Origin of the sequence: Enterobacter sp. BRE11, from assembly GCF_031844285.1 — a bacterium.
GTDB lineage: Bacteria > Pseudomonadota > Gammaproteobacteria > Enterobacterales > Enterobacteriaceae > Pantoea.
In genome coordinates, this window is record NZ_JAUZUX010000004.1 from 19,739 (window position 1) to 33,018 (window position 13,280).

Genomic DNA, 13,280 nt, shown 5'->3' on the forward strand with positions numbered 1-13,280 from the left:
GTCTGCCTGGCCGATCAGACAATGGGCAGGGATATGTTCATTTATTTTACAATTTTGGTGGAAAGCACTTTTGAAATCGTCTCATCGGGGAGTAAGAAAGCCTGCTGATTGGTATCTTGTATCTTCAGTTTACTGAATATTACCGAAAAATAATCTGGACTCACGATAACTCTTATTAATTGTGTGGTTATTACTTATAAAATAAACTAAATTGGCTTTTTCAAGAACTTACCTGTCTATCAGCAAAGGATTATGCAAATGGATATCTGTTTTCCTGCCAAAAAAGCAAACGGCGACCATTACTCCACAGTCGATGAAATTATGGCCCGTATACTTCAGGAGCCTCATGGTTCCTGGCTTGCCGGGACAAATGCCATGTGGCATGGCGGACTTCATATTACAGATGTAAGTGCGCCCGAATCGGTACTCACTCGCGAAACAGCAGATACCGCCGTCCCGCTTCAGTTTATGGCAGGAGGCGAGGTGGTGGCCTGGCGACTGAATCAGGACTATCTCTCCAGCGATTACATGGGGAATGCGTTGCAGTATTCCAGCACTTTTGTACTGGTTAAATCCACCTGCACGCCGGATACTGAAAAACCGGAAAATGCCCTGGATTTTTACGCGCTCTACATGGGGCTTGCCCCGCTGTCTGCCTTTCCTGTGCATCAGATATATCAGGTCACGAAGCGGGGAAATAAACTGCGGAAACGCCAACAAATCGGGCAGGAAAAAACGGGAGAGCACTCTCTCGAGCCATCCGGAGGGCATCTTAAGACAGGTGATCGCGTGGTGGTGCTGCGGGAAAACACGTTTGAACTGGACGGCGTGCACCAGCGGTTCGGGCTTGCCCGGAAGCTGAACAGTAAGTCAGAGATGAACGGCGCGGCATTCTGGGTATCGCTTAATCCAGCGTTTATGCGCCCGGATGGCCAGCAACGGTCGCACTTGCCCGCGTGGATGCAACAGGCTATCGCGGAGGGAGCTTATGATAAAGCGATCACGCTCACCACTAAATACACTGTTGCCGCCGGGGATGCTGTGGGATATCTGGCGGAGGACATTGCGCCGAATGGGATGCAGGGGGTGGAAAAAAGCAACTTTGTACATATCGAACTCCTGAGCACCGACAGCCGTATGCGGGATTTTCTTAACAACACCGCCCGAGTAAAACGTGGTCAGACATATATGCATATCCAACCGGGGAGCTACCTGTACCAACGCAGCGGCGACACGTTTATCCGTACAGCCGTACAGCCGTACAGCCGTACAGGTAAAAAAAGATATTCACAAAATCATGCCGCAGGAAAAATGCCATTCGTTCAACGACAACAGCGGGAAACGCTGGTTTGAGATCGAGGAAGGTGCCTGGCTGAGTGAGGCGGATGTGGATGCAGACATTGCTCAGTACGATCTGATAAAGCTCGGTTTCTCGGCTTTTGAAGAACCACCTACGGCTGACATGACACAATCCCTGCGTGAGGGCTGGATAAAATCAGCATTTACGCACCTTGCGGAGTGGGTGAGGCCTGAACGCAGCATTCAGGAAAAACAGGTTTCCACCTGGTATAAGGCTATCCTCCGAAAAATGGACGGTGACAACAGTGGCGACCTGTCCGGGGCGGAGCTGTATCACGCGGTCCACTTTCCGGAGATGGATGTAAGGGATATCGCGGCGCGGATGATAGTGAAACATGACAGTGAATGGTTTGGCGGCAGTCAGCATCATCGCTGGAAAACCTTTCTGCAACGCATCGATCCCCTGTATGTGGAGTATGTGCGCCAGTGGTTTGACAATATGGAATGGATGAAACAAGTGGCAGCGTTTAGCAGTGGTGAATCTGTCTGGCATATGCACCCGGTTGTGTTTTTGGACGCGATAAAGTTTTCTGCACTGTCTCTCGCAGAAGCAAGGGTAAGAGCATTCATGCGTATGCTTCGAGTTGGAGAAGGAACTGTTGGTGAATCTGGCTATGAAACTTTGTTCGGTGGACAGTCGTTCATTAGTGATTACCATAAAAACTTTAGCAATCACCCGCAGATTTCTATTACAAGGGGCAATCTAACCTCATCAGCAGCAGGAGCATACCAGGTAATGGGATATACCTGGAGTGATCCCACAATGGTTTCTCGTCGGGCCGATAGGGACATTACTGATTTTACACCTAAATCCCAGGATGAATTTTGTGTTTTGATTTTTAAATATAAAAGAAAACACGCTTTAGACAAAATCATGTCTGGTGATATTGAAGGGGCGTTAGATATACTGAGCTACGAGTGGGCGAGCCTTCCTCCGGGTAGATATGGACAGCCTGCAAAATCAGAACAAGAAGCACTTTCATTGTACAACCATTACCTTGAGGAAGAACTAGCAGGACGGTCAGACCTTCATCTTGATATTGGATTTATTTCAACCATTGCGGAGTCTATACAATGAAACGCTGGACAATTTTTCTATTATTCATTTCTATGGCAACACATGCCAGCTCAGGCTTGGGGTTGTGGGGTACCACGTGTGACGAAAAAGGCTTCTCTATAGAGATTAATAATAAGCCTAATACACTTATTGTTAATGACAATCAAATAGTTATTAACTTTCACTTAAAAGAAGTCGATAATAATAATTTTAATATTTTTTATGATGGTGTTGCAGACCTCGGTAGAGGAGGTATGAATCTCGACTGGAGAAATATAAGCCTCATAAAACCAGTTGCAGAACTCAGTATTATCAATCAACATGGCAAGTTGCACTGGAAAGGCTTTTACGATGATAAGAAAATGAAATATTTTTGGACCAACGATCCCGATTTTGTGCAGTCTTATGCTGAAGATGGCGTTATTAATTTACATAAATGTGAAAAATAATTTTCACCTGGCCTTAGCCTTACAACTGCAACATTTCTCAGGACTACCGATAAAAAACTGGCACGTCAGATATTTTTATATCTCAGTGTAACTTTTCTTTTTTTGGATAGGGATACCCTATGGTATCCCCTCTTCTACTTTCCAAATTTATGTCATTGGCTTTGAATCTCACCTTTACCAGTCATAATACCAACAAAGCATCACTCTTCCTCAAACGCCTTCCTGCACCGCTTATCAGGCTTGCCCTGGGGGTACTCAGACAATCACAGCAGCACTGACCACCCCTTTATTCCCATCGCCCTTTTGCCTGATCTTGCCTCTCTGCCGAACGTAACGCCCTTGCAGTAAGGGTTAGAAATCCGCCAGTTCGGCAATCTGCTTGCCGGTGCGCTGCTCCAGAAAATCGAGCAGGCGGCGCGGCGTGACATTTAACACGCGATCCTCGGGAAAATCCACTGCGCGCGTGATGCGCAGGCAGTGCTCGAAGTCGCCCAGCGTAAACGCGGTGTGGGAATCGGAGCCAAACGCCAGTTTACCGCCCGCGTCGCGCACCGCTTCGGCGATGGCGCGGCAGTTCGGCTCGCTGCCGGGACGTGAGGTGGTAAAAGAGGAGTTGTTGATCTCCAGCGCCACGTTGTAGTGCGCGGCCGCTTCGGCGACGGCACGGATATCCACCGGAAACTTCGGGTTGCCCGGATGGCTGATGATATGCGCCACGCCGTTCGCCATGGTGGCGATCATCGCATCGGTGTGATGGCTCTTGTCGCGCGGCGCATAAACCGGCTCGTGAAAGCCGGCGATAATCAAATCCAGCGAGCCGAGCATCGGGCCGGAGCAGTCGATTTCGCCCTGCTGATTTTTAATATTGGCTTCGATACCGCGCAAAATGCCGACGCCGTCGATGACGCGCGGCCAGATTTTCATATTGACGAAGTGCCAGTAGTGCGGCGCGTCGGCCATGTCGGGGCCGTGGTCGGTAATGGCGAACAGCCTGATGCCGTTATTTTTCGCCTGCGCGACGTAGTCGTGCAGCGTGCTGTAGGCGTGGGTGCTGGCGACGGTATGCATATGCAAATCAACGGGGTACATTATTTTCTCCTCTCTGCCGTCCGCTCGAACGGCCAGTCAGTTAACCGGAATTCAATAGCCGCGCTGGCGATCGACGTAGCCTGAGGGCCGTTCGCCCGCCTCGATGGCGCGGATGGCGCGGGTAATGGTGTCCATCGCCTCATCTGCCAGGGTCAATGCCGCAATATGCGGGGTGATGGTGACGCGCGGATGACGCCACAGCGGATGCTCCTGCGGCAGCGGCTCCTGCTGAAACACATCGAGCGCGGCAGCGCGCAGCTGCCCGCTCTCCAGCGCCGCCAGCAGATCCGCCTCCACCACCTGCGCGCCGCGCGCCATATTGAGGAAGCAGGCGTGCTGCGGCAGCTGGCTCAGGGTGCGCGCGTCAAACAGGTTGAGGGTTTCCGGCGTGGTGGGCAGGAGATTGATCGCTACCTGCGCGCCGCGCAGAAAGTCGTCAAGGCTTTCGCGTCCGGCAAAGCTCTCGACGCCCGGGAGGCGCTTCGGCGTTCGGCTCCAGACGCGCAGCGGAAAGCCCCAGGGTCGCAGCGCCTCGATCACGCTCTGCCCCAGCACGCCCGCGCCGAGCACGCCGATGCTGAACCTCTCGCGCGTCGTCGGCGGCAGAGGGTGCCACTGCGCCTGCTGCTGCTGTCTGGCGTAGTCGTCGAAGCGGCGGAACCAGCCCAGCACGCAGCAGAGCGCATACTCCTGCATCTGCCGCGCCATACCGCTATCCTCCAGGCGGACAAGCGGCACCGACGGCGGCAGCATATCGGGATAGCGCGCCAGCCGGGTGAGCATATCGTCTACGCCCGCGCCCATCACGAATACGCCCCGCAGTCCGGCGCGATGCGCCAGCATCTCGCGCGGCGGCTGCCACAGAATAGCGTAATCGGCGGGTGCCTCGTCACCGGGCTGCCAGCGCCGCACCTGCGCCTGCGGCAGACGCCGCCGCAGGCCCGACAGCCAGATTTCGCCGTCCTGCGTCGGGTGATACCAGATAATATCCATCTTTATCCTCATTTTTTTGCCCTCAGCCTCCGGCAAAAGCGCCGCCAGGGCAAGCAAAAACCACCTCTCCGCCCTCACGCTTACGCCTGGTCTGCTTCACATTTCCGCAGCGTCGCCGCGCCACGTTGTCAGATTGCGACTAAAGTTGTTTGAGTGGTCAATGCGTTACGCGCGGCCGCCTTTCGGACAAGGAGAAAAACCGATGAAGAAAACTGTCGTAACCGCGCCTGTCGGGCGTCAGGGCGTCGCGCCAGTGCTGCTGACGCTGCTGCTGGGTCTGCCTGCGCTGACGGCGCACGCAGAGGATAACTCACGTATGCTCAGCAGCCAGCCGCAGCCGCCAGATGTTCGGCTGGGTCCGTTGTTTAACGCGGTGCAGCAGGCGCAGTTCTATCCCGACCAGAAAACCTTCGCCGACGCGGTGCCGAAGTTCGATCCCGCGTCGATTCTGGCAGACTGGCAGATGCAAAAAAATCAGCGCAACTTCGATCTGAAGCGCTTTGTCGACAGCAACTTTACCCTGCCCGCCGCGGGCGAAAAATATGTGCCGCCCGCCGGTCAGAGCCTGCGCGCACATATTGACGGCCTGTGGCCAGTGCTGACGCGCACCGCCAAAAGCGCCGGGCGCTACGATTCGCTGCTGCCGCTGCCGAAACCCTATGTGGTGCCGGGCGGCCGCTTCCGCGAGGTTTACTACTGGGACAGCTATTTCACCATGCTCGGTCTGGCTGAAAGTGGCCACTGGGATCGCGTGCAGGATATGGTGGATAACTTCGCCTGGGAGCTGGATACCTACGGTCATATTCCCAACGGTAACCGCAGCTACTACCTCAGCCGCTCGCAGCCGCCGTTTTTTAGCCTGATGGTTGATCTGCTGGCAACACACGCAGGCGACGCGGCCTACACCAAATACCTGCCGCAGCTGCAGAAAGAGTATGACTACTGGATGGCGGACAGCGATAGCGTCGCCGCTGGTCAGGCGAGCAAGCGCGTGATGAAGCTGGCGGACGGCACCGTGCTTAACCGCTACTGGGACGCCCGCGACGCGCCGCGCACCGAATCCTGGCTGGATGACGTCAAAACCGCGAAGAAAGCGCCGCAGCGCGACAAAGGCGAACTCTATCGCGATCTGCGTGCCGGCGCCGCGTCCGGCTGGGATTTTAGCTCGCGCTGGTTCAGCGACGCGCATAATCTCGCCTCAATCCGCACCACTCAGCTGGCACCGGTGGACCTCAACAGCCTGATGTTCCATCTGGAACAGACGCTGGCCAAAGCGTATCGCCTCGATAAGCAGCAGGATAAGGCGAAGCAGTTCGCCGATCGGGCGGAGAAGCGCCAGGCGGCGGTCAACCGCTACCTGTGGGATGAGAAGCAGGGCTGGTACGCCGACTACGACAGCAAAACGCGCCAGGCCAGCCCGCAGCTGACCGCCGCAGCGCTCTTCCCGCTCTATATGCAGCTGGCCAGCGACAAACAGGCCGACCGCACCGCCTCGGCGGTAGAGAAACAGCTGCTGAAAGCGGGCGGTCTGCTCACCACCACCGTGAACAATGGCCAGCAGTGGGATGCCCCTAACGGCTGGGCGCCGCTGCAGTGGGTGGCGGTAGAAGGTCTGGAGCACTACAACAAGCCGCAGCTGGCGCAGCAGGTCGGCATGCGCTTCCTGCAGAACGTTCAGACCACCTACGACAAAGAGCATAAGCTGGTTGAGAAATATGTGGTCGATGGGCCGAATCTCGGCGGCGGCGGCGGCGGCGAATATCCGCTGCAGGACGGCTTCGGCTGGACCAACGGCGTGACGCTGATGCTGCTTGATAAATACTGTCCGAAAGAGAAAACCTGCAACAGCGCGCAGGATATTCCTCAGACCGCGGCGACAGCGAAGTAACCTCCCCCCAGACGAAGGGCTGCTCTCGGCCCTTCGTTCTCTTTTTTACCTGTTCCTGTACAACAAACCTTGAAACACTTTTCACATATCGATAATAATTCTCACTCTGATTATGAGACGCTTTATCAACATGTGCCGCCTGCTGAGGGCGGACCGAACAAGGACAGGACATGACGCTGCCGTTTCCCCCTCACCGCTGTGCGCTGCTCTGCGCGCTGGCGATTGCTCTGCCCGCCGCCAGCCTGGCGGCCGACACGCTGACGGTGACCGCCTCGCCACAGGAGCGCGCCGACGGCCCGACGCAGGGCTATCTCGCCACCACCAGCGTAGGTGCCACCAAAAGCGATCGCCCGCTGCTCACCACGCCGCAGTCAGTTTCGGTGATTACTCGCCAGCAGATCGACGATCAGGGCGCAATCGATCTCAACCAGGTGCTGAACTATACGCCAGGGGTGTTCTCCAACTTTGGCGGCGCGGCGACCCGCTACGACACCGTTTCGCTGCGCGGCTTCCACGGCGGCGACGTGGATAATACCTTCCTCGACGGCCTGCGCCTGATGAGCGATGGCGGCAGCTATAACGTGTTGCAGGTCGATCCCTGGTTTCTGGAGCGCGTCGACGTGATAAAAGGTCCCTCCTCTGCGCTGTACGGCCAGACGGTGCCGGGCGGGCTGGTGAACCAGACGACGCGCCGCCCGCAGTTCAGCGAGGCGGGCCACTTCCGGCTGACGGCGGGCAGTCAGGATACGCGCGGCGCGGCCTTCGACTACACCAACGCCATTAACAACGAGTGGGCGTTTCGCCTGACCGGCATGACGCGCAACAGCGATACCCAGTATGACCACACGCGCGAGGAGAAGTACGCGCTGATGCCGCAGCTGCTGTGGCAGCCTACGGAAGATACGCAGCTGCTGCTGCGCGCCTATCTGCAAAAAGATCCGTCAGGCGGCTACCACGGCTCGGTGCCGGGAGACGGCGCGCTTAGCGCCCACAACGGCGCGAAACTCAGCACCGGTTTTTACGATGGCGATCCCTCCCTTGACCAGTTCAAGCGGCGCGAACAGATCTACAGCTACGATTTCCAGCACCGCTTTAGCGACGTCTGGTCGTTTTCCTCGACCGGCAGCTACAGCCACTCCAGCGTCGATCTCGACCAGGTTTATCAGGTCGGCTGGCAGGCGCCCGGCAGCACTATCCTGAATCGCTACTACTCCGGCGAACGCTCGTCGCTTTCCGCGTGGGCGACGGATAACCGCGTCACGGCGGAGTTCGACACCGGCGAGCTGGCGCACCGCCTGTCGCTCGGCGCCGAATATCATCGCTATAAAAATGATTTAAGCGACGCGGGCGGCGCAGCCAGCGCGCTCAACGCCGATACCGGTGAGGCGCTCGCGCCGATGCCGGACTATAGCTGGACGCGCAAGACGCGCCGCTACTACCAGACCGGCCTCTACCTGCAGGATGAAATGAGGTGGGATCGCTGGCATCTCGATCTCTCCGGCCGCTACGACCGCATCGTCGCCGACAACAGCGGCACGGCGCGCCGGCAGGACGATCACGTCAGCGGGCGCGCGGCGCTGCTCTACGCCTTCGACAACGGCCTCTCGCCCTACGTGAGCTACAGCCAGGCGATCACGCCGACCGCGCTAACCGGCACCGACGGCAACCTGCTGAAGCCGACCACCTCGGAACAGTATGAGACGGGCGTAAAATATCAGCCGGCAGGCACGCGCGATCTCTATACCCTGGCGCTCTACGATCTGACGCAGAAGGATGTCGCCACGCGCAATATCGTCGACTCCACCTACACGCCGACCGGCAAAGTGCATTCGCAAGGCATCGAGCTGGAGGCGCGCAATCAGCTGACGCCGCGCCTGAGCACGGTGGCGGGCTATACGCTTAACCACCTGCGCTATAAAGAGACGGTAGACGGCAATGATGGCCACACGCCTTACGTCACGCCGAACAGCATGGCATCGTTCTGGGGCCACTATCAGTTTGACGGCGGCATCAGCGCGGGCGCGGGCGTGCGCTATATCGGCAAACAGTGGGCGGACAATGAGAACAGCCGACGCGTGCCGTCGGTGACGCTGTTCGACGCCTCGGTGCGCGCCGATCTCGGCGTCTGGAACAGCGCGCTGCGCGGCGCGTGGCTCCAGGTCAACGCGAATAACCTGACCGATCGTCACTATGTGGCGGCCTGTTACGGCACGGGCTACTGCTACTGGGGCGCGGAGCGTTCGCTGCTGGTGTCGGTGGGATACGATTTCTAGCGGGGAGAGTAAAACGGGACGACCATGTCGTCCCGTTGCAGTTCTTAGGCTATGCGTATTAGCTACGGACTTTACGGTAGATAAACAGCACGACCAGGGCGCCGATGACCGCCACCACAAAGCTGCCGAAGTTAAAGCCGTCTACTCGGCCGAAGCCAAACAGGGTACTGATCCAACCGCCGACTACCGCACCGATGATACCCAGAATAACGGTTACGATAAAACCGCCGCCATCTTTACCAGGCATGATCCATTTAGCGAGAATACCGGCGATTAAACCAAAGATGATCCATGAAATGATACCCATCTACGACTCCTTGCTTATTGTTTAGGTTGTGACCGCCTGATTAATCAGGAGAATTACAGGGCTAAGTATAGACAGGAAATCATGGAATGCAGGCTAAACCGCGACAAAAATTGACTTAAAACGTAAAGCTTTTATCCCCACCGCCGATAACGGAGAGAGAATAAAGCATTAGATAACAGTTAATTTACCCTGTTTTGGAGCCAGTAAGTGAAAGACGCCGACAAAGAACAGTATCTCAAACGTGGCACGCTGGCGGTTCTCGGCGTGATAAAGGATTTGCTACGGTTTCAGACGCCTTTAATGGTCACTTTTTCGCGCGGACAGTTTATCAGCCGTATGCTGGATGCCGACGAGGATCGCATCGTTTTCGACCTCGGCAGCAATAATCTCGACAACGAGTATGTGCTTTCCTGTGATGATGTGAACATCTTCGCTGAAACCTACGGCGCCAAGGTCGAGTTCAGCCTCGCGTCGCTGGAGAGAACCACCTTCGAGGGGCTGCCCGCCTTTAGCGCGCCGCTGCCCGACCTGCTGTGGCAGATACAGCGCCGTGAGTTTTTCCGTATCTCTGCGCCGCTCGATCCGATCTTTTACTGTCACAGCGAGTGGCCTGACGGCCAGAAGGTGCGTTTTCGCCTGCAGGATTTGTCGCTGGGCGGCATCGGCGTGCTGGTGGACGAGGCGCTGCCGGAGGGGCTGAGCAGCGGCGACAAGTTTAACAAGCTGCGCGTCGAGCTGGGCGAATATGGCCAGTTCGAGGTCGGCGCGCAGCTGCTGCATATCGGCGAGCGCAGCGTGGTGACCAGTAAAAACGAAACGCGCGTGACCCCACGTCTCAGCTTCCGTTTTACCGCCATCGAGCCGCTGCAGGAGCGTCAGCTGCAGCAGGTTATTTTCGCCCTTGAGCGCCTTGCGCGCGACAAAGCGAATCGATTTCAGTAATTATTCAGTGATTTGCGCCGCCTCCTGACGCATCCAGGCTATGCTTCTCCTTGCTCTCTTTTTTAAACCGGCTCCCAGCAAGGAGAAACTCCCCAATGGAAAACTGGCTCTCATCTGGCTATTTTCAACGTCTTTTTCTGAATCAAACTTTCTGGATCAATAGCGCTATCGTGGTCGCGGGCACGCTGGTGATCTACTGGCTGCTGCGCAGCGCCATCCGCTTTATCTCTGGCCGCATCGCGCGCTACAGCGAGCAGCGCCACGTGCGCTTCACCTCAATTCTGGTGGAGATCCTGCGCAGCACCAGCCAGCTGCTGCTGCTGATATTTTCGCTGCTGATCGCCCTGCGTTTCGTCGACGTGCCCGCCAGCTGGGACGGCTTTATTTCTCACGGCTGGTTCCTCGCGTTCGCCGTGCAGTTAGCCATGTGGATCGACTGTGGCATCCGGCTGTGGCTGCATAATCTGCTGCGCGATCCGGTGCACGTGCGCAATCCGGTGACCACGGTGATCCTCGGTATTCTGCTGCGCGTGGTGGTGTGGGTAATGATGCTGCTCGCCATTCTGTCGAATATGGGCATCAATATTACCGCGCTGGTGGCGAGTCTCGGCGTGGGCGGTATCGCCATCGCGCTGGCGATTCAGACGGTGCTGAGCGACGTTTTCGCCTCGCTGGCGATCGGCTTCGACAAACCTTTCGAGCACGGCGATTTTATTGTGTTTGGCGATATTGCCGGCTCTATCGAGCATATCGGCCTGAAGACCACGCGCCTGCGCAGCCTGAGCGGCGAGCAGATTGTCTGCTCCAATACCATTCTGCTGCAGCAGACCATCCACAACTACAAGCGCATGCAGCAGCGGCGCATCGTGTTTCGCTTCGGCCTGAGCTACGGCACGCCTTCGGCGCAGGTGCGCGAGGTGAGCGATCTGGTGAAGTCGATTATTCAGGGCATTGAGCTGACCCGCTTCGACCGCGCGCATTTTTTCGCGTTTGAGGATTCGAAGCTGACCTTTGAGGTGGTCTATTTTGTGCTCGACGCCGACTACAACAAATATATGGATATCCAGCAGGAGATTAACCTGCAGCTGATGGCGGCGCTGGAGCAGCGCGATGTGCGCTTCGCCTTCCCGATCCGTCAGGTGGAGTTCAGCGGCGGCCGCATTCCGCCAGTGGAGATGCTGCGCGCGGAGAACGACGAGGAAGAGGCGCGGCGGGCGTAATTTGCCAGTACCCGCCGCTTTGAGTTTCGCGATGGGTCAAGGGCATTTCGCCCGATCGCAAAGACGGCATAAAGCATCCCTGCGCCTCGTCGCGGGCCATCCCTGGCCCGCGACGCTTTGCTCTTCGGGCGAAACGCCCTTTCCCTTTGGCTATGGTGCGGCTGTTTGAGGCGTGATGAGCCATTTCTGACGTTTCAGGCGTCATAAAGCCATTATTGAGTAGGCTGAAACCGGCAGCGCGCCACCGCCTCTACCCAGCCCTGATAGCTCTCCTGCATCGCCTGCGCCTGCTCGCGGCGCGGCTCGACGCGCGTGCCGCCCTGCAGCGCCTGCATCTCGCTGCCCTGCTGCCACCAGCCCAGCACCTTGCCCGCCAGCAGCGCCGCGCCGAGCGCGGAAACCTCCGCCGTGGGGGCACGCAGCAGCGGGCGCTGTAAGAGGTCCGCCTGCAGCTGCATCAGCCAGTCGTTGGCGGTCGCGCTGCCGTCCACGCAGAGCGCAGACAGCCGCTGGCCGCTCGCCTGCTCCATGGCGAAAAAGACGTCCGCGATCTGATAGACAATCGACTCCAGCGCCACGCGCGCCAGCACCGCAGGCGTGGCGGCGCCGGTCAGGCCGCACACCATGCCGCGCGCCTGCAGATCCCACCAGGGGGCGCCCAGCCCGGAAAGCGCCGGCACAAAATAGACGCCCTGATTGCTGTCGGCGGTGCGTGCCAGCGCGGTCAGCTCGCGCGGGTCCTGAATGCCGAGCATCCTGCCCAGCCAGGCCGCGCCGGAGCCGGTATGGGTGATATTGCCCTCGAAGGCGAAGCGCAGCGCGCCGTCGTGCCAGGCAACGGTGGTGCTCAGGCCGTTATCGGTCAGCAGCGGCGTCGCCATCGACATCATCAGCGACGAGCCGGTGCCGTAGGTCGCCTTCACCACCTCTTCGTCGCCGCGCCGCTGCGCCTGCAGCGCCGCATGGGAATCGCCGATGCGCGCCAGAATCGGCGTGCCCGGCGCCAGGCCGGGAATATCGCTAATCGCCACCGCGCCCTGTGCGCTGGCCGACGGCACGATAGTCGGCAGCGCGGCGCGCGGCAGCTGAAACAGACGCAGCAGCTCATCGTCCCAGCCGCCGCTGTGCAGACTATAGAGCTGAGTGCGCGCGGCGTTGGCGTGATCGGTAATGAACACCTCGCCCGCGCTGAGCTGCCAGGCAAGCCAGCTGTCGACCGTGCCGATGCAGAGTTCGCCCGCCGCCGCACGCGCCGCGCCGTCCGGGATCGCCGCCAGCATGCCGGTGAGCTTCGCCGCCGGGAACATCGGATCCACCGCCAGCCCGGTCAGCCCGGTGATGCGCGAGGCGTTGCCCGCGGCGCGCAGATCGCGGCAAAAGGCTTCCGAGCGACGATCCTGCCAGCTCACCAGCGGCGTGAGCGGCTTGCCGTCGCGCCGCTGCCAGATCAGCACCGACTCGCGCTGATTGCTGATCGCCACCGCCGCCACCGGCGCGCCATCGCACTGCGCCAGGCAGTCGGCCACCGCCTGCTTCACCGCCTGCCAGATAGCGAGCGGGTCCTGCTCCGCCAGCCCCGGCTGCGGATGCGACAGCGTCAGCGGCTGACTGCCGCGCGCCACCACGCGGCCCTGGCGACTGACGGCGATCGCCTTGGCATTGGTGGTGCCTTCGTCAATCGCCAGAATAAGGGCGTCTTCCAT

Annotated in this window: 11 protein-coding genes; 7 read left to right on the forward strand and 4 right to left on the reverse strand. The window is 58.4% G+C overall.

Annotated features, from left to right (window positions below):
- Positions 1-258: 258 nt before the first annotated feature.
- Genes Q9R34_RS05275 through Q9R34_RS05285 form a run of 3 tightly spaced genes read left to right on the forward strand, consistent with a single transcriptional unit; the run spans position 259 to position 2,865 of the window.
- Positions 259-1,353, forward strand: coding sequence for a hypothetical protein (locus tag Q9R34_RS05275; protein ID WP_485892658.1), 1,095 nt, complete (start codon positions 259-261; stop codon positions 1,351-1,353).
- Positions 1,298-2,437: a glycoside hydrolase family 24 protein gene (locus tag Q9R34_RS05280; protein WP_485892659.1), complete on the forward strand. Its 1,140-nt coding sequence runs from the start codon at positions 1,298-1,300 to the stop codon at positions 2,435-2,437. The genes Q9R34_RS05275 and Q9R34_RS05280 overlap by 56 nt, the downstream gene beginning before the upstream one ends.
- Positions 2,434-2,865 carry a hypothetical protein gene (locus Q9R34_RS05285; RefSeq protein ID WP_485892661.1) on the forward strand — a complete coding sequence of 144 codons (432 nt, stop codon included), beginning with the start codon at positions 2,434-2,436 and terminating at the stop codon, positions 2,863-2,865. The genes Q9R34_RS05280 and Q9R34_RS05285 overlap by 4 nt, the downstream gene beginning before the upstream one ends.
- Before the next feature lie 351 nt (positions 2,866-3,216).
- On the opposite strand, the gene Q9R34_RS05290 is transcribed toward Q9R34_RS05285, so the two are convergent.
- Together Q9R34_RS05290 and ghrA are read right to left on the reverse strand one after the other, a co-directional pair.
- Positions 3,217-3,954, reverse strand: coding sequence for a phosphatase (locus Q9R34_RS05290; RefSeq protein WP_096073005.1), 738 nt, complete (start codon positions 3,952-3,954; stop codon positions 3,217-3,219).
- Positions 3,955-4,005: 51 nt separating this feature from the next.
- Complete coding sequence (gene ghrA, locus Q9R34_RS05295) at positions 4,006-4,947, reverse strand: glyoxylate/hydroxypyruvate reductase GhrA (RefSeq protein ID WP_485892662.1); 942 nt, start codon at positions 4,945-4,947, stop codon at positions 4,006-4,008.
- A 202-nt stretch (positions 4,948-5,149) separates the two neighbouring features.
- On the opposite strand from ghrA, the gene treA reads away from it, so the two are divergent.
- Together treA and Q9R34_RS05305 are read left to right on the forward strand one after the other, a co-directional pair.
- A complete protein-coding gene (gene treA / locus Q9R34_RS05300; RefSeq protein ID WP_485892664.1) occupies positions 5,150-6,835 on the forward strand; it encodes an alpha,alpha-trehalase TreA in 1,686 nt (561 codons plus the stop codon).
- Between the two features lie 170 nt (positions 6,836-7,005).
- Positions 7,006-9,108, forward strand: a complete 2,103-nt coding sequence (locus tag Q9R34_RS05305; protein ID WP_485892666.1) for a TonB-dependent siderophore receptor — start codon at positions 7,006-7,008, stop codon at positions 9,106-9,108.
- A gap of 58 nt (positions 9,109-9,166) precedes the next feature.
- Here the strand turns inward: Q9R34_RS05305 and Q9R34_RS05310 are convergent, their stop codons facing one another.
- On the reverse strand, positions 9,167-9,415 hold the full coding sequence (locus tag Q9R34_RS05310; protein WP_033747725.1) for a GlsB/YeaQ/YmgE family stress response membrane protein: 249 nt from the start codon (positions 9,413-9,415) through the stop codon (positions 9,167-9,169).
- A 207-nt stretch (positions 9,416-9,622) separates the two neighbouring features.
- Between Q9R34_RS05310 and Q9R34_RS05315 the strand changes: the two genes are divergently transcribed.
- Together Q9R34_RS05315 and Q9R34_RS05320 are read left to right on the forward strand one after the other, a co-directional pair.
- The gene (locus Q9R34_RS05315) at positions 9,623-10,357 is read left to right on the forward strand and encodes a flagellar brake protein (protein WP_434125403.1); all 735 of its coding nucleotides are present in this window, start codon (positions 9,623-9,625) and stop codon (positions 10,355-10,357) included.
- 95 nt (positions 10,358-10,452) lie between these two features.
- On the forward strand, positions 10,453-11,577 hold the full coding sequence (locus Q9R34_RS05320) for a mechanosensitive ion channel family protein (protein ID WP_048784984.1): 1,125 nt from the start codon (positions 10,453-10,455) through the stop codon (positions 11,575-11,577).
- A gap of 212 nt (positions 11,578-11,789) precedes the next feature.
- On the opposite strand, the gene Q9R34_RS05325 is transcribed toward Q9R34_RS05320, so the two are convergent.
- Entirely contained in the window at positions 11,790-13,280 is a 1,491-nt protein-coding gene (locus Q9R34_RS05325) for an FGGY family carbohydrate kinase (protein ID WP_485892669.1), read from the reverse strand.

Coding starts and splice junctions, on each gene's coding strand:
- Q9R34_RS05275 (WP_485892658.1), top strand. CDS start 259: ATGGATATCTGTTTTCCTGCCAAAAAAGCAAACGGCGACCATTACTCC.
- Q9R34_RS05280 (WP_485892659.1), top strand. CDS start 1,298: ATGCCGCAGGAAAAATGCCATTCGTTCAACGACAACAGCGGGAAACGC.
- Q9R34_RS05285 (WP_485892661.1), top strand. CDS start 2,434: ATGAAACGCTGGACAATTTTTCTATTATTCATTTCTATGGCAACACAT.
- Q9R34_RS05290 (WP_096073005.1), bottom strand. CDS start 3,954: ATGTACCCCGTTGATTTGCATATGCATACCGTCGCCAGCACCCACGCC.
- ghrA (WP_485892662.1), bottom strand. CDS start 4,947: ATGGATATTATCTGGTATCACCCGACGCAGGACGGCGAAATCTGGCTG.
- treA (WP_485892664.1), top strand. CDS start 5,150: ATGAAGAAAACTGTCGTAACCGCGCCTGTCGGGCGTCAGGGCGTCGCG.
- Q9R34_RS05305 (WP_485892666.1), top strand. CDS start 7,006: ATGACGCTGCCGTTTCCCCCTCACCGCTGTGCGCTGCTCTGCGCGCTG.
- Q9R34_RS05310 (WP_033747725.1), bottom strand. CDS start 9,415: ATGGGTATCATTTCATGGATCATCTTTGGTTTAATCGCCGGTATTCTC.
- Q9R34_RS05320 (WP_048784984.1), top strand. CDS start 10,453: ATGGAAAACTGGCTCTCATCTGGCTATTTTCAACGTCTTTTTCTGAAT.
- Q9R34_RS05325 (WP_485892669.1), bottom strand. CDS start 13,280: ATGGAAGACGCCCTTATTCTGGCGATTGACGAAGGCACCACCAATGCC.